This window comes from Pseudomonas zeae, assembly GCF_014268485.2.
In the GTDB taxonomy this organism is placed as follows: Bacteria; Pseudomonadota; Gammaproteobacteria; order Pseudomonadales; family Pseudomonadaceae; genus Aquipseudomonas; species Aquipseudomonas neuropathica.
The window spans coordinates 4,193,400-4,209,678 of sequence record NZ_CP077090.1 but is presented as its reverse complement, the minus strand read 5'-3'; the positions used below and the strand labels follow the sequence as shown (position 1 = coordinate 4,209,678).

Here is a 16,279-nt window from a genome sequence, read left to right as displayed (position 1 = left end):
GCCTGCCGGTCGAGCGAACGCCGGGTCATCTTCGTGCCTGTAAAGTCGCTGTGTACCTGGGTTGAACACTGATCCCCTGTAGGAGTGAGCCTGCTCGCGATAGCGGTGTATCAGTCACTATCACCGCTAAATGACACACCGCTATCGCGAGCAGGCTCACTCCTACAGTGGGGTATGTGTATGGCTACAGGTATGTGGTGGTCAGGCGTATGTCGGCCTCGACCAGATCCTTGGGCGGTGGCGTCGGTTCGATCCCGCACAACCGGGCGATGTTGTTGCCCAGGTAGTCTTCGAGATGATCCTCATCGATACCCAGACCTTGCGGCGCCGGTGAGCACAACACCTCAAGTTCGCGCAGCCACATGCCCGGTTCGTTCGGCGGCGAATCGGTGCCGAACACGATCTTGTTGCGCGGCAGCTCCTTGGCGAATTCGACGATCCGCGACTGGAAGCACCAGCCCGATTCGCAGTAAACGTTCGGCGTGTCCATGGCCATCCAGAACGCTTCGAATGAGTAGTTGCCACCAGTCTGGATACCGAAGTGGCCGATGATGAAATTGACCATCGGGAACTCGCGGATGATCGGGTAGAACATCGTCGGAATCGTGTACGGGCCGTCGCCGGTGTGGATCAGCACAACGATGTTGTACTTGGCGCAGACCTTCATCGCCGGGCGCAGCCAGTCGAGTGCGCGATCCGGGCGATAGCCGTGCATGTTGGCGTGCAGCTTGAGCATCTTGAAGCCGTATTCCTTGATGTGGAATTCCAGCTCCGCCGCACCGTTTTCCGGTCCCCAGCGCGGGTTGAAGTTGAAGTTGCCGATGAAGCGGTCCGGGTACTTCACACAGAGTTCGGCGACGTAGGACATGTAGTCGCGCACGCCCTCGCGGCCCCGGCGGTTGCCGTCGCGATAACCGGTGTTGCCCGGTGGCGGCTGGATGAAACCCATGTCGATGCGGCGCGGTTTGCCGTTGATCATGTACGGGCCGTCCATCAACTTGAGCATGCGCTCGCCGGTGAACGGTTCGCCGGTGTGGCGCCAGGCCTCGTCGACCAGATTGGTGGGGTGCAGATGGGTGTCGATGATCATCGGTTCAGCTCCTGGCCAGTTGAGTAGTGACGGGACGCTTGAGTTGCGCCTCTGCTTCGGAAACGGAACGCGGTGGCGGGGTCGGTTCGAGGCCGATCATCCGCGCGGTGTTGTTGCCCAGGTATTCTTCGAGGGTGTCCTCGTCGAGGTTCAGGCCTTGCGGCGGCTCGTGGCAGAGCACTTCGAGCAGGCGCAGCCACATGCCCGGTTCGTTCGGAGGCGTGTCGGTGCCGAAGAGGATCTTGTGCGTCGGCAAGACCTTGGCGAATTCGACGATCCGCGATTGCAGGCACCAGCCGGATTCGCAGTAGACGTTGGGCAATTCCATCGCCCATTGCATCGGTTCGAACACATAGACGCCGCCGGTCTGCACGCCGAAGTGGGCCATGATGAAATTGACGTTGGGAAACTCCTTGATCATCGGCACCCATTCCGACGGGATGCTGTACGGCCCGTCGCCGGTGTGCAGCTTGACCGGAATGCCCAGCTCGGCGCATTTCTCGAAGCACGGGCGAACCCAGTCGAGGGCACGGTCAGGCCGGTAGGCGTGCATGTTGGCCTGCATCTGCACCATGCCGAAACCGTGTTCCTTGACGTAGCGCTCGATGGCCTCGACGCCGTTTTCCACACCGCAGCGCGGGTTGTAGACGAAGCAGCCGATGAAGCGGTCCGGGTAGGTCTGGACCATTTTCAGGGTGTAGGCCATGTAGGCGTCGATGGATTCGCGGCCCGAGAGTTCGCCGTCGGTCCAGGTGTAAATCGTGTTGCCCTGCGGTGGCTGGATGAAGGCTTTGTCGATACGGCGCGGCTTGCCGTTGACCATGTAAGGGCCATCCATCATCTCCAGCAGACGCTCGCCGGTGAACGGGTCACCGTCATGCCTCCAGGCGAGGTCCACGAGATCCGTGGGATAGCAGCTGATATCGATGATCATTGCAGTCGATCTCCTGATAGCGGGGAAGGGAGCCTTGCGGCTCTCGGCATCCACGTCCCGGGCAATCGGCCATTGCTATGCGCAAGACATGCGCATTCCCTCGCCTGTTCGCATCCGGCCCGGGTGGGTGGTTGCTGAGGGCGAGTATTGGAAGGCGGGGTTGGGTTCGTACAATATTAATTGGGCGCGGTGGTGATATGCGTTCGATATGGACAGGTCAAAAGCGACCCTCACCCCAGCCCTCCCGAAACGTCGGACCGCCCGGAGGGAGAGGGGGCCGACCGAGGTGTCTTTCGCGATGCATCGACCTGAGAAACCGAGGCGATTATGGATTCGGCGAGGCTGGTTCAGGTCGACGATTTTCTGAAGCATTCCCCTGTCAGATGGAATCGATTATGGATTCACAGCAGGAGGTGCACGTCAGTGTAACTCTGCAATATCCCCCAATCGGTCCCCTCTACCACTGGGAGAGGGCTAGGGTGAGGGCTGGATTTCAAGCGTACACAAAGCCAACTGTTTGATGATTTCAACCACCGGCGCCACACGCTCAGCCTGCCCATGCGGCCACACCGCGTAAAGGTTGTAATGCGCCGCAATCTGCGCCTCGTTCAACGCCACCAATCGCCCACTGCGCAACGCATCAGCCGCCAGTAATCCACGCACCAACCCTGCGCCAACGCCGGCCTCAGCCGCCGCAATCAGATTCGCCGCATTATCAAAAATCACCCGCGCTGACGGTTCGTTTGGTGTCATCCCGGCCGCATCCAGCCATGGAATCCACGACCGCCGCGTATACCCCAATAGCGGCAACTGCAGGATCTGCGCCGGGCTAAGCGGCACTTGCAAACCATAGCGTTCAAGCAACTCTGGCGAAGCCACCGCCAATACCCGATCGCCACAAATCTGCGTCATCTCGCAGTCGTCCCAATCGCCATAGCCATAACGCAACGCCAGATCGACCCGCTCAAACGTACTGCGATCACTACGCGGCATCGACAGCAGCGTCACCTCGTAATCCGGCAGTTCATCGAGCAGCTGCGGCAGGCGCGGATTGAGCCAGCTCTGCGCCAGTTCACTGTCGACGTCGAGGGTCAGGCGTTGCGCCACGCTGCGGTTTTTCACCGAGGACAAGGCGCGATCAATCTGCGCCAGACCGTCCGACAGCACACTGGCAAACAGCTGCCCGGCGTCGGTCAGATTGCTGCCGCCACCTTCACGCACGAACAGCGGCTGGCCGATGAAATCTTCCAGCGCGCGGATCTGCTGACTGATCGCACTGTGCGTGAGGTCGAGCTTACGCGCAGCACTGGAGAAACTGCCGCTGCGCGCCGCGTGGATAAACGCGCTCATGGACTGCACCGACGGGTATCGCTTGTACATGTTGTTAGTCCTGCTTACAGCGGTTGGCAGAAATCGTCGCTGGCCGCGTTTTGCCCGGGGTTCCAATAATCGGTCACCAGGCCCGCACAAAGACGGGCCGCTCTTTTGGAGCCTGACAATGATTGCATTCACGGTTAACGGCGAACGACGCGAGCTGGATGAAGCATCCTCCTCCAAGCCCTTGTTATGGGTACTGCGTGATCAACTGAAACTCACCGGCACCAAGTTCGGTTGCGGCATGGGCCTGTGCGGTGCCTGCACCGTGCACCTGGACGGCGTCGCGGTACGTTCCTGCCAATTGCCGGCGGCGGCCGTCGCGGGCCACCGCATCACCACCATCGAAGGCTTGTCACCGACGCAAAACCACCCGTTGCAATTGGCCTGGATCGCCGAAGATGTGCCGCAATGCGGTTACTGTCAATCCGGGCAGATCATGTCCGCCGCCGCGTTGCTCAACACCGGTGCGGCGGTGACCGACGATTCGATCCGCAACGCGATGTCCGGGAATATCTGCCGCTGCGGCACTTACGGACGCATCAACAAAGCGATCAAACGTGCGGCGAATGCGCCGAAGGAGGCGTGATGAGCCTTATCGACGACAGCCGCATAGAATTGCCGCGCCGAGTGTTTCTCAAGCAAGCGGCGACGGTTGCTTCGGGCCTGGCGATTGCCCTTTATCTGCCGGGTGGCATGGCGGCGACCGACCCAAAAGCGCCGGCCCCGGCGAGTGAATTCGAACCCAATGCCTGGGTGCGCATCTTTCCCGACGGCACGGTGAAACTGGTGGTGCACAAGCACGACTCCGGCACCGGCACGCAAACAGCGCTGGCCGCGTGCGTGGCGGAAGAACTGGACGTCAACCCGATGACCGTGCAGGTCATCACCCCGGAAGATCCGTTTTTCGAGACTTACATTCATCCGGTCTGGAAGGTTTTTTCCACTGGCGGCAGCACCAGTGTTTCCCTGGAATACGAGCGCCTGCGCATGGCCGGAGCCATGGCGCGGGCGCTACTGATCACGGCAGCCGCCAAGCAGTGGAAAGTCAGCCCTGACAGTTGCACCACCGAAGACGGTCGGGTCGTTCACATTGCGAACAAACGCAGCCTCGGTTACGGCGAACTGGTCGGCGTCGCGGCGAATCTGCCAGCCCCGACAAACGTCAAGCTGAAGGATCCGGCGCAGTTCAAATACATCGGCAAACTGCGCCACAAACGTGATGCGGCGGCCAAGGTCTGCGGACAATTCAAGTACAGCATCGACGTGCAACTACCGGACATGCTGGTCGCTGTGATTCAGCGCGCGCCGGTGGTTGGATCGACGGTGCTCAGCGTCGACTCAGCGGCCGCGTTGCAGGTGCCGGGCGTGCGCAAAGTGCTGGTGATTGCGGGGCGCCCTGATGTGCTCGGCGGCAATCAGGAAGGCGTCGCTGTGTTGGCGGATACGTTCTGGGCCGCGCAGCAGGGGCGCAATCTGCTGGCGATCAAATGGAGCGATTCGCCCTTGGCCGGGTTCGACAGCGAGCAACTGTCCAGCGCGCAGGTCAAGGCCATCGGCGATCCGCAAGTACAAACCGTCAAAGCCATGGCCCAGGGTGATGTCGCCGGGCAATGGTCAGGCGCGGCGAAGCTGATCGAAGCCGATTACACCATGCCCTACAAGGTGCAAAACCCGCTGGAACCGATCTGCATCACCGCCCACGTCAAGGACAAAGCGATCACTTACTGGGGCGGTGTGCAGGTGCCGTCCTCGGCACTGGAAGCGGCGCAAACCGTATGCGGCATCGACAAGGCCAACGTGACCATTCATGAATTGGTCTCTGGCGGCAGCTTCGGCGCGCGGGAGGCTAAATACTGGTTGTTCGAAGTCGCGTATCTGGCGCAGAAAACCGGTGTGCCGGTGAAACTGCTCAACAGTCGCGAGGACGAAATGCACGCGCTGTTCAATCACCCCGCGACCTTGCATCGAGTCAAAGGCGCGCTCGACGCCCAGGGCAAACTCACCGCGCTGCAACTGCACGCGGTGTCGCCGGCCTCGCCGGAGCAGTGGGAGCCGGGTTACTTCGAACGGCCGGATCATATGGATTACAGCACCACCGAGGCGATCACCGCGTGGGACTTCGCCTATCGACCGCCGCACCTGGAACTGAACTGGGTCAAGCATGAAAGCCACGTGCCCAGCGGTTGGTATCGCTCGGTGAGCTTCATCCCCAACGTGTTCGCCGTGGAAAGCTTCATGGATGAGCTGGCCCACGCCGCTGGCGAAGATCCATTGGCGTTCCGGCTGGCCAATATGCAGGAGCGGCCACGACATGTGGCCGTGCTCAAGCAGGCTGCCGAGCGCGCCGGTTGGGGCAAACCGTTGCCGCCGGGCATGGCGCTGGGGATCGCCACCAACCAGGGTTACACCAGTTTTATTGCGGTGGTCGCGCGACTGGCAACGGTTGATGGCAAGGCCCAGGTCGAGAAGCTCACCTGTGTGGTCGATTGCGGTCTGGCGGTTTCGCCGGGCGGTGTCGAGGAACAGATCTACGGCGGTCTGATGTGGGGACTTGGCCATGCGTTGTTCGATCGGCTCGACATCAAACAGGGCCGGGTGGTGCAGAGCAATTTCCACGATTACCGGGTGATGCGCATGTCCGACATGCCGGCCACCGACATCGTCGTGTTGAATGGCGAGCCGAGTAAACCCGGTGGCGTCGGCGAGTTGGGCAGCCCTTCGGTAGTGCCGGCCATCGCCAATGCCTTGTTCGCGCTGACCGGCGTACGCCAGCGTTCGACGCCGCTGAGTCTGGGGTAAGCCGCCATGGACTTGCGCCTGTTGCGTTACTTCATGGCGTTGGCCGATGAGCTGCACTTCGGTCGCGCCGCCGAGCGCCTGCATATCTGCCAGCCGCCGCTGAGCCAGCAGATTCGTTTGCTGGAGGAAGAACTCGGCACGCCGTTGTTCGAGCGCAGCCATCATCGGGTCGAACTCACGGCGGCGGGGCAGATGCTTAAGGAGCAGGCGCCGCTGGTGTTCGAACAGCTTGAGCGGGCGCTGGACCTGACGCGGCAGACCGGGCGCGGACAACTCGGTGAGCTGGAAATCGGCATGATCAGTTCGGTGATGGTCGGCGTGCTGCCCAAGGCCTTGCACCTGTTTCGCCAGCGTTATCCGCAGGTCAACTGGCGTTTGCATGAAATGACCCCGGCGGCGCAGGTCAAGGCGTTGAAGGAGAAACGCATCGACGCTTGTGTGTTTCGCGTCGGCTATGACGATCCGCAGTTGCGCAATGAACTGCTGATTTACGAGCCGATCAATGTGGTGATGCCGGCGGATCATCCGCTGGCTGGCCGCGCGGTGCTGGCCCCGGCGGATCTGGCGCAGGAGCCATTTGTGGCGCTGGAATTGAAGCAGTCGCGGTTCGCCCATTTTCTGTTTCAATGCTGCATTCAGGCCGGGTTCACGCCGCAGATTCGTCAACAAGTGATCGAGGTGCAGACCTTGCTGAGTCTGGTGCGCGCCGGGTTTGGCGTGGCGCTGTTGCCGGCGTCCATTGAGCAACTGGCCCCGGCGGGGTTGGTGTTCCGGCGCTTGACCCCGGCGTTGCCGGAGGTGCCGTTGTATGCCACTTATCGGGCGGACGATGCTTCGCCGGTGCTCAAGCTGTTTCTCGACACGTTGCGTGAGTTGAAAACCCAATCCTGCGGTTGATCACTTAATCCCTGTGGGAGCGAGCAGGCTCGCTCCCACAAGGGAATGGTGATCGGGTTGAAGCCGTCGGCACGATCTCGGGCCGCCGCGGTCGTACTCTTCACATGGCCGTATCACTTGTGGAGATCCAATGAGCCAGGAAGTCCTGACCACCGAAACCAACCGCCGCCAGTTGCAGCAGATCATCGCCGGGCTGTCCGACGGGGTGATCCTGTTGGAGCTGGATCAGAGCATTCTCTGGGCCAACGAAGCCGCGCTGGCCATGCACGGTGTCAAGCGGATCACCGATCTGGGCCACAATGCCGACGAATACGCCAAGAAATTCAACCTGCGCTATCGCAATAATCACTCGATCACTGCCGAAAACTACCCGATCAGCCGAGTAGCGCGCTGTGAGAGTTTCAATGACGTGCTGATCGAAGTGTCGCCGAGCGACGACCCGGAGCGAATCTGGGTGCACAGCGTACGCAGCATGATTCTTACGGACCGCGAAGGGCAGCCCGAGTCGCTGGTGCTGATCATGAGCGATGTCACCGATTGGGCCAATGCCGAGCAGCGCTTCGAAAGGACGTTTAATGCCAACCCGGCACCGGCGGTGATCTGCCGGCTCAGTGATCTACGTTACATCAAGGTCAATCCGGGGTTTCTGGAAATGACCGGGTACACCCGCGAGCAGGTGATTGGCACGTCCTCTTATGAAATCGACATTTTCGAGCAGGCCGAACACCGGGACCTGGCTATTCAGCGCCTGCGCGACGTCGCGACCATCCCGCAGATGCAAGCCGAGCTGCGCCTGCCCGATGGCAGCAGCAAGCAGGTGATCGTGGCCGGCCAGCCGCTGACGCTCAACGATGAGGATTGCATGCTGTTCTCCTTTGTCGACATGGAGCTGCGGCACAAGGCCGAGGTGGCGTTGCGGCAGAGTGAGGAGCGTTTTGCCAAGGCGTTTCGCCTGACGCCGGTGCCGATCCTGATTTGCAGTGCCGACGAACAGCAGGTGATTGACGTCAATCAGGCGTTCCTCGAAACCCTGGCCTATGACAGCGACGACGTGCTCGGCAAAACCGTGCCGCAGCTGGACTTTATCGATGACAGCGGCGCGCGCACGCGGTTGCTGGCGGCGCTGGCGAAAAACGGGCGGGTGGATCGGGTGGATGTGCGGGTGCGCAAGAAGGATGCGGATCTGCTCGAGTGCGCGCTGTCCGCCGACACTGTGAATATTCAGGACACACCGTGCTATTTGCTGGTGCTGATGGACATTACCGAGCGCAAGCGTACCGAGCTTGAGTTGGTGGCGGCGATTGAGGAGGTGATGAAAGACGCTTCCTGGTTTAGCCGTACGTTGATCGAGAAACTGGCCAATGTGAAGAAGGTCAACTCGCCGCAACTGCCTAGCATTTCGTTTACCGATCTGACGGCGCGTGAGCGTGATGTGCTGGGGTTGATCTGTGAAGGGCTGGCGGACAAGGAGATCGCCGCGCGGCTGAAACTGGCGCCGAACACGGTGCGTAATCATGTCGCCACGGTGTATTCCAAGCTCGATGTGCATAGTCGCAGTGAGGCGATTGTCTGGGCGCGCGAGCGTGGATTGTTTTCCGGGGAGTGGGGCGCCAAGGGCCAGCGCTGAGGTGCAAATGCACTAGTTCATCAGGTGCATATTGAGGTGTTGGCGGTCGACGGCTGTTCTTAGTCTGGCGGGGTGCGATACGAGTTTTTTCTGGCTCGGGATCGCGGCCCTTCGCAGTCGTTATAGGAACAGTCTGATGATGAATCTTGCGCAGTTGCGCACGCAGCTTGAACACAGTTTTTCGCCGCTGGCGTGTGAGTGTCTGGTGGACGGCGATCATTCGCTGACGGTGAAGCTTTATCACCCGGTGTCGGGGCAGGTGGATCTGGTGATCAGTGGGTTGAAGCTTGATGCGTTGCGGACGCCGGAGTCGGTTGAGGCTTTGATTGAAGAATTGCGGTATGAGTTGGAGAGCAACACTTTGCGTTCTTTTCGGGATCCTGATTTGGCTTAGGGCTTTTAGGCTTGGCGGCCTTTGGGCCGACCATGCTCTTGGGGGTTGGGTGTATATCCGTTTCTTTGGGTGCTGCGGCTGGCGGTTTCGCTCTTACAGCGACTCACTTTTCCAGACGCCGAAAAGTAAGCAAAAGGCTGGGCCCCGGCGTTCGGCCCGCTCGCTGGGGCTCGGGGTTCCTTCGCTCCGGGATCGATCCGGGCGCAGCGCCTACGGTTTGCTTCGCTGCACCTCCTCTCGCTGTGTTTGGCTTCGCCAAACGGTCGCTGCGCTCCCACCCCCGGATCAATCCCTCCACTCAGCCTGCCGAAGGGGCCAGCACGGCAAGATCAAGAGCTGCAGCCGAGCTAACGCTCATCCTGTTGAGTGGTGAGAAGCACAAGCGATGCGCGATTTGTGCTGTTTTGCTTTGGCTGTTCTGTGGGAGCGAGCTTGCTCGCGAAGGCGGCCTGCCAGCCGACCAATCTCTGCCAGATGTACTCTGTTCAACTGTGAGAGCGAGCCTGCTCGCGAAGGCGGCCTGACAGCCGACCAATCTCTGCCAGATGTACTCTGTTCAATTGTAGGAGTGAGCCTGCTCGCGAAGGCGGCCTGACAGCCGACCAATCTCTGCCAGATGTACTCTTTTCAACTGTGGGAGCGAGCCTGCTCGCGAAGGCGGCCTGACAGCCGACCAATCTCTGCCAGATGTACTCTTTTCAACTGTGGGAGCGAGCCTGCTCGCGAAGGCGGCCTGCCAGCCGACCAAACTCTGCCAGATGTACTCTTTTCAACTGTGGGGGCGAGCTTGCTCGCGAAGGCGGCCTGACAGCCGACCAATCTCTGCCAGATGTACTCTGTTCAATTGTAGGAGTGAGCCTGCTCGCGATGAGGCTCTATCAGGCAAAGCACATTTCAATTTGCCAATCCTCTCGAATCCGAACGCAAAATCGACAGCCACTTCCTTCCGATCCGGCCGATTCACTGGCGCTTGCGGGGGGCTCGGCTATAAAGAATGAGTGGTCAGGTCTTCCGTGGTCGGTTCGGTCGCGGGAGTTGCTCTTCCATTTGTCGCGGGTCGTCCTATGAACAATCTTGGGAAACGCGTGTTGCCGTTGGCTTTCTTTACAGTGTTGTTGGCGGGTTGCGCCAGTCCTCCACCCCCTCCACCGGCAGCGCCGCCGCCACCGCCGGAGCGCACGTGTCAGGTGCTCGAAAACACTGAGGTCGCCGGTGACGTATACGCCGACGGGCAGGTTACTCGACACATCACGACCACCCGTTGCGTCACGCAATAGCGCCGGCGGGGCGGCAGTCCCGGGTTGAGCGGATTGTGCTGGTAGCCGACCTGGCCGGCACTGCGATGTTTGCCGTGGAAGGCGCTATTGCGGCGATGCGCAGTCAGCTCGACTTGCTCGGTGTGATGGTGATTGCGTTTATCGTCGCCCTCGGTGGCGGGGTGACTCGTGACTTGTTGATCGGTGCGACGCCACCCAATGCCGTGGCCGATTGGCGCTACCCGGCACTCGCGTTTTTCATGGGCGGGCTGGCGTTTGCCTTTCATGAGCAGGTGCTGGGCTGGTCCGGTTCAACCCTGATTGTGCTGGATGCAGCAGGCTTGGCGCTGTTTGCCGTGGCCGGTGCGCAGAAAGCGTTGAATTTCGGGATCACACCGTTTGTGGCGATGCTGATGGGCACCATCACCGGCGTCGGTGGCGGGGTGATACGCGACATTGTGCTGGCGCGGATACCGGTGGTGTTGCAGGCGGATCTCTATGCCAGTTCAGCGTTTGTCGGTGCGGCGGTGTTGATCATCGGCCGCAGGCTGGGCGTTTCGCCGGTAGCGGCGGCGTTGCTGGCGGGGGCGGCGTGTTTGCTGTTGCGTTTGCTGTCGGTGCATTTCGGCTGGCAGTTACCGAAAGTCCTCGATGCCTGATTCAAGCAGTGACCTGTGGGAGCGAGCTTGCTCGCGAATGCGGTGTGTCAACCAGATCATTGTCGATTGACACTACGCCTTCGCGAGCAAGCTCGCTCCCACAGGGTTAATCATTTGCCGTTTAAATCAGGACAGAAATCCACCGTCCACATTCAGCGCAACCCCGGTGGTGTAGCTCGACGCATCGCTCGCCAGGTACAGCACCGCGCCGGCCATTTCGCTCGGATCAGCCACACGCTTGAGCGGGATCTGCGTCAGCGCTTGCTTGAGAATCGCATCATTCTTCACCAGCGCCGAGGCAAATTTGGTGTCGGTCAAACCCGGCAGCAGCGCGTTGCAGCGGATGCCGAACTGCGCGCACTCCTTGGCGAAGACCTTGGTCATGTTGATCACCGCCGCTTTGGTCACCGAGTAGATGCCCTGGAAGATCCCCGGCGAAATGCCGTTGATCGACGCGACGTTGATGATGCTGCCGCCACCGTTTTCGCGCATCAGCTTGCCGGCTTCGACCGACATGAAGAAGTAGCCACGGATGTTCACGTCAACGGTTTTCTGGAACGCACTCAGATCGGTGTCCAGCACATTGCAGAATTGCGGGTTGGTCGCGGCGTTGTTGACCAGAATATCGAGGCGGCCGAACTGTTCCTTGATCCCGGCGAACACCTGGCTGATCTGTTCCATTTCACCGATGTGGCAGGCCACGGCCGTGGCTTTGCCGCCGGCGGCGATGATCGCGTCGGCGACATGCTGGCAGCCGTCGAGCTTGCGGCTCGACACGATCACATGGGCGCCTTGCTGGGCCAGCAGTTTGGCGATGGCTTCACCGATGCCACGGCTGGCGCCGGAAACGAAAGCAATTTTACCGTCGAGGTCGAACAACTGAGTCTTGGACATAAGGGTTCCTGGGTGTGGGCCGTCAGAGGCTCGATTTCGCAATGACCTGCAAGCTCATCTGCTCCAGCAGTTTGTTCATGTGAATGAACTGCGCGAAGCGTTTGTCCTGGGTCTGGCCGTGGTAGAAGCGGTAGTAGATCTGCTGCACGATGCCGGCCAGACGGAACAGGCCGTAGGTGTAGTAAAAGTCGAAATTGTCGATCTGGATGCCCGAACGTTCGGCGTAGTAATCGACGAACTCGCGGCGGGTGAGCATGCCCGGCGCGTGGCTTGGCTGGCGGCGCATCAGTTGCACCGGCGCCGGATCGTCCGCCTGAATCCAATAGGCGAGGGTGTTGCCCAGATCCATTAACGGGTCGCCGAGGGTGGTCAGTTCCCAGTCGAGTACGCCGATGATCTGCATCGGGTTGTGCGGGTCGAGGATGACGTTGTCGAAGCGGTAGTCGTTGTGGACGATACTTGAGGTCGGGTGGTCGGCCGGCATCTTGTCGTTGAGCCAGGCTTTCACTGCTTCCCAATGCGGCGCATCCGGGGTCAGGGCTTTTTCGTAGCGCTCGCTCCAGCCTTTGATCTGACGGGCGACGTAGCCTTCCGGTTTGCCCAGATCGCCCAGGCCGCAGGCGTTGTAGTCGACGCGGTGCAGTTCGACGAAGCGGTCGATAAAGCTTTTGCACAGGGCTTCGGTCTTTGCCGAATCAAGGCCCAGCTCCGGCGGCAGCTCCGAGCGCAGGATGATCCCTTTGACCCGCTCCATGACGTAGAACTCGGCGCCGATCACCGATTCGTCGGTGCAGTGCACGTAGGCCTTCGGGCAATACGGAAAACCGTCGCGCAATTGATTGAGGATGCGGAATTCACGGCCCATGTCGTGGGCGGACTTGGCCTTGTGGCCGAACGGCGGACGGCGCAGGACGAATTCCTGTTCCGGGTATTCCAGCAGGTAGGTCAGGTTCGACGCACCGCCAGGAAACTGGCTGATCGCAGGTGTGCCGCTCAGGCCGGGAATGTGCGCCTTGAGGTACGGATCGATCAGGCTGGCATCGAGTTCTTCGCCAGAGCGGATACGGGTGGACTGGTCAGTAAGCGCCATGCTTATCCCTTCTGCTTATTTTGGAGGCCAGACATCATTGGCTAATCTAATGGCGCGCTCGGGGCGCCACAAGCGCGAGTCGGTCTTATAGGCTAGCGTGTTGCCCGATAATCACCTTTGGGAATGTGCGCGAAAAGTCGCGTTGAACCAGGGTTTTGCGGATATGCCATGGCCGAAAAGGAGGGCTGGGACGAGCGCTCGACACGTCGTCCGGCGTGCTTCAGTGCACGCGCTGATTGTTGAGTTTCGGAGGCAAGGCAATGGGCGTCAGTACCGGTTCGCCCGAAAAAAACGCCACGAGATTTTTGCCCACCAACTCCACCGTGCCTTGAGTGGCTTCCGGTGACAGACCGGCGACGTGTGGCGTCAGTAGCACGTTGCTTAGGGTTTTCAGCGCATCCGGCACTTGCGGCTCGTGGTCGAACACATCCAGTGCGGCGCCGGCAATTTTGCGTTGCTCAAGCGCCGTGATCAGGTCCGCAGTGGCGATCACACTGGCGCGGGCGATATTGACGACAAAGCCTTTCGGCCCCAGCGCATCGAGCACCGGGCGAGTCACCAGATGCTGTGTACCGATGCCGCCAGGCGTGGCGATGATCAGGAAATCCGAGGCCCGTGCCAGTTCGGTCGGCGTCGAGCAGAACGTGTAAGGCACATCGCTGCGCACCTGGCGGCTGTGATAGCTGATCTCCATGTCGAAGCCAAAGTGGGCGCGTTTGGCTATCGCCATGCCCACGGCGCCCAGCCCGAGAATCCCCAGGCGTTTGCCGGCCAGCGACGGGCGCATGATCTTCGGCCATTCACCGCGGCGTACCGCAGCGTCACAACGAGGGATATCCCGGACCAGCGCCAGCAGCATCGCCATCGCATGGTCGGCCACCGACGAGGCATTGACCCCGGCGCCGTTGGTGACGGTAATGCCACGGTTACTGGCGGCTTGCAGGTCGACCTGCTCGTAACCGGCGCCGATTACCGTGATGATTTTCAGCGCGGGCAGGGCGGTGATTTCATCGGCGGTCAGGCCCAGCGGGCCGCGGGTCAGCACCGCGTCGATGCGGCTGCCGTGAGTGGCGATGGCTTGCGCACGCTCGGCCGGCGTGGGGGCGAGGATCAGGTGAAAACCCTGATGTTCGAGGATCGGCAAATAGTCATTAATGGTTTCAACCAGTACCAGAACGGTTGCGGGCATTGCGCGGCTCCTGTGAACGTCGGCGGGTCGGTCGCGAAAGTCGTTTCAGAGTGCTGAATCCGCAGCGGCTTGGCAATCGTTGTCATTCACGCAGTGGTGCTTTGATTCTGGACGGCTTCGGGCAAGAAGCAAGGGTAGGCAGCACACCGGTGATCCGGTGTGCTGTCGGCATCATTGGGCTGCTTGGGCTTTGGTTTGTTCTGCGAGGGCAATCGGCTTGAAATCATAGGTTGGATAAAACTCGGTTCGGTAACTGCCCCATGCGGTGTTTTCCAGGGCGAGGTTCACTTCTGCCAGCCGTGAGGCGGGGAAGCGTACGGTCACCACTTGGCCAATGCCCATCATGATGTTCCAGCTCACCACTTCGACCCCGGCGGGGGGGAAGGTCTTGTAGAAGCCTTGTTGTGTGAGCTGGGCCTTGAGTTCGCTCAGCGGGCGGGTTTGATCATGTTTCAGAAACACGGTCAGCATCATTGCATTGTCGGCGGTGGCAACAGTATTTGTGGCGGGTTGGGTGGCGGCTTGCGCACTGACTCCGGCGCAATACACCGTGGAGGCCAACAACGTCGACATCAGCAGGGTTTTAACTGTCTTTTGCATGTTGAACTCCTGGTTTTATTGTTTGATGGCGGATTTGGTTTCTACGGTGCCGGTATACGGCGCGTGAACGACATGAATACGTACAAGTGGATTGTTGTCGATCATGTCGCGGGGGACTTCCCGAGAGTAAGTGAATTCACTGTTGTTCAGTGTTTCCAGACGCCTGACAATTGTTTTGGTCGGACCGATATCGGGTACCAGAATGTGCTGTTTCTGGTTGCCGGTGACAAAGAAATAACCGCCTCCGCCTTTGTTGTACTTTGACTCGCCTGTGTCGGTGTAAAAGAACTCGTATCGATTACTCTCGGGATCCCAGGTCGATATACCTACGACGCCGGGATACTTCGCCTTGACGTCTGTTTCAGGAGCGCCATCGATGTAGACCTTGGTAGTCAGCCATCGCGGCGAAGAAGCCAGCTCGCGGACATCAGCGCTGGCAAGCGGGGTGAAAAGCAGTCCGGTCAACAGCAGGCCGGTGATCGTGCGCTTTTGCATGCTTTTTCCTCTTTATCAAACTTCGAAGGTCGTTTGCGATTGGTCTTTCGTCATTCAGGACGTGAAAAATATAGGCCTGAAAAAGAGGATTGTTCAATGGCTGCGTAGTTGCTTGTAACAAATGACTGTTATTCGGATTTCGGTAATATTTCGTCGTGGTTTTATTAGGTGTTTTTGGTTGTAGGAGTATTCTGAAGTATCGATAGGCGAAGGGCTTTTTATTGGTGTTTTCTGTAATTCATAGCGCAGGTGACATTAGAGAAGTACACGCAGTTGTAGGACGGAGGATAAGGTTACAAATTCGTGATTGACGCAACCGCAGCCGGCGAAGTTGCGTCAATTTCAAGGAGCGTTTCTTTTAAAACCTGACATCCGCACTGTCGATTACTCGTGCGAAGGCAGCGCCGAGGGTTGCCTTGTGATGTTTGATGATCGCTTCGGCCGGTAGTTGGCTGTCAATTGCGGGGTCAGGTGACGTACTGGGCAATGCCATTGCCGAATGACCAGTTCTCTTTTTTCACCTCGACCAGATTGATGAACACGTCTTCCAGGCGCACCGCCAACTGCGCGTGCAGGCGCTCGGCGATGGTTTTGAACAGCAACTGTTTTTTCTCCACTGTGCGCCCTTCGCTGATGGTGATCTGAATGAATACCACGCCGTCGCTGCGCTGGATCCCCAAATATTGCGGATCGTAGACCAGGTGCTGGCCATCGTGCTCGGTCAGGATCTGAAAGTTGTCGTGCTCGGGCACATCTATACAACTGCGCAGGGCGGCGTAGATCTGCTCGCCGATGCGTTTGGCGAAGTTGGGGTCGGGGTTTTGTCTGATGTCGACGCGAACCAATGGCATGGGAAGGCTCCGCAGGGCAGGGGGACTCATTTCACGCTAGATCATGTGGGCCAAATTGAAAGGCACGGGTACTTGATCGCGAGGTGTTTTCTGAAAGGTCTCTGTATGAGGCGGCCTACCTGACTCG

General features: G+C 59.6%; 15 protein-coding genes. 6 read left to right on the top strand and 9 right to left on the bottom strand.

Going from position 1 to position 16,279, the window contains the following annotated elements; genetic code table 11:
* Positions 1–184: 184 nt before the first annotated feature.
* From HU754_RS18420 to HU754_RS18410, 3 genes are all read right to left on the bottom strand, one after another.
* Positions 185–1,090, bottom strand: a complete 906-nt coding sequence (locus HU754_RS18420) for an amidohydrolase family protein (RefSeq protein ID WP_003224037.1) — start codon at positions 1,088–1,090, stop codon at positions 185–187.
* Positions 1,091–1,094: 4 nt separating this feature from the next.
* Entirely contained in the window at positions 1,095–2,024 is a 930-nt protein-coding gene (locus HU754_RS18415; RefSeq protein WP_186624867.1) for an amidohydrolase family protein, read from the bottom strand.
* A 474-nt stretch (positions 2,025–2,498) separates the two neighbouring features.
* Positions 2,499–3,404 carry a LysR substrate-binding domain-containing protein gene (locus tag HU754_RS18410; protein ID WP_186624868.1) on the bottom strand — a complete coding sequence of 302 codons (906 nt, stop codon included), beginning with the start codon at positions 3,402–3,404 and terminating at the stop codon, positions 2,499–2,501.
* Positions 3,405–3,522: 118 nt separating this feature from the next.
* Here HU754_RS18410 and HU754_RS18405 point away from each other — a divergent pair, with 118 nt between their 5' ends.
* The 6 genes from HU754_RS18405 (at position 3,523) to HU754_RS18380 (ending at position 11,033) form a co-directional block, all read left to right on the top strand.
* On the top strand, positions 3,523–3,987 hold the full coding sequence (locus tag HU754_RS18405; RefSeq protein WP_093438867.1) for a (2Fe-2S)-binding protein: 465 nt from the start codon (positions 3,523–3,525) through the stop codon (positions 3,985–3,987).
* Positions 3,987–6,200 (top strand): xanthine dehydrogenase family protein molybdopterin-binding subunit, encoded by a 2,214-nt coding sequence (locus tag HU754_RS18400; protein WP_186624869.1) that lies wholly within the window; start codon positions 3,987–3,989, stop codon positions 6,198–6,200. Before HU754_RS18405 ends, HU754_RS18400 begins: the two co-directional genes overlap by 1 nt.
* Before the next feature lie 6 nt (positions 6,201–6,206).
* Positions 6,207–7,097, top strand: a complete 891-nt coding sequence (locus tag HU754_RS18395; RefSeq protein ID WP_186624870.1) for a LysR substrate-binding domain-containing protein — start codon at positions 6,207–6,209, stop codon at positions 7,095–7,097.
* A 130-nt stretch (positions 7,098–7,227) separates the two neighbouring features.
* Complete coding sequence (locus tag HU754_RS18390) at positions 7,228–8,724, top strand: helix-turn-helix transcriptional regulator (RefSeq protein WP_186624871.1); 1,497 nt, start codon at positions 7,228–7,230, stop codon at positions 8,722–8,724.
* A 136-nt stretch (positions 8,725–8,860) separates the two neighbouring features.
* On the top strand, positions 8,861–9,118 hold the full coding sequence (locus tag HU754_RS18385; RefSeq protein WP_186624872.1) for a DUF1652 domain-containing protein: 258 nt from the start codon (positions 8,861–8,863) through the stop codon (positions 9,116–9,118).
* Between the two features lie 1,261 nt (positions 9,119–10,379).
* Complete coding sequence (locus HU754_RS18380; protein ID WP_189661484.1) at positions 10,380–11,033, top strand: trimeric intracellular cation channel family protein; 654 nt, start codon at positions 10,380–10,382, stop codon at positions 11,031–11,033.
* 126 nt (positions 11,034–11,159) lie between these two features.
* Here the strand turns inward: HU754_RS18380 and HU754_RS18375 are convergent, their stop codons facing one another.
* The 6 genes from HU754_RS18375 to HU754_RS18350 form a co-directional block, all read right to left on the bottom strand.
* Positions 11,160–11,927 (bottom strand): SDR family oxidoreductase, encoded by a 768-nt coding sequence (locus HU754_RS18375; RefSeq protein WP_034152479.1) that lies wholly within the window; start codon positions 11,925–11,927, stop codon positions 11,160–11,162.
* 22 nt (positions 11,928–11,949) lie between these two features.
* On the bottom strand, positions 11,950–13,017 hold the full coding sequence (locus HU754_RS18370; RefSeq protein ID WP_093437060.1) for a phosphotransferase family protein: 1,068 nt from the start codon (positions 13,015–13,017) through the stop codon (positions 11,950–11,952).
* 220 nt (positions 13,018–13,237) lie between these two features.
* Positions 13,238–14,206, bottom strand: a complete 969-nt coding sequence (locus HU754_RS18365) for a 2-hydroxyacid dehydrogenase (RefSeq protein WP_093437063.1) — start codon at positions 14,204–14,206, stop codon at positions 13,238–13,240.
* A gap of 171 nt (positions 14,207–14,377) precedes the next feature.
* On the bottom strand, positions 14,378–14,806 hold the full coding sequence (locus HU754_RS18360) for a hypothetical protein (protein WP_093437066.1): 429 nt from the start codon (positions 14,804–14,806) through the stop codon (positions 14,378–14,380).
* A 15-nt stretch (positions 14,807–14,821) separates the two neighbouring features.
* Positions 14,822–15,301, bottom strand: a complete 480-nt coding sequence (locus HU754_RS18355) for a DUF4822 domain-containing protein (RefSeq protein ID WP_099758669.1) — start codon at positions 15,299–15,301, stop codon at positions 14,822–14,824.
* A 467-nt stretch (positions 15,302–15,768) separates the two neighbouring features.
* Entirely contained in the window at positions 15,769–16,152 is a 384-nt protein-coding gene (locus HU754_RS18350) for a tautomerase family protein (protein ID WP_095047464.1), read from the bottom strand.
* Positions 16,153–16,279: the final 127 nt, after the last annotated feature.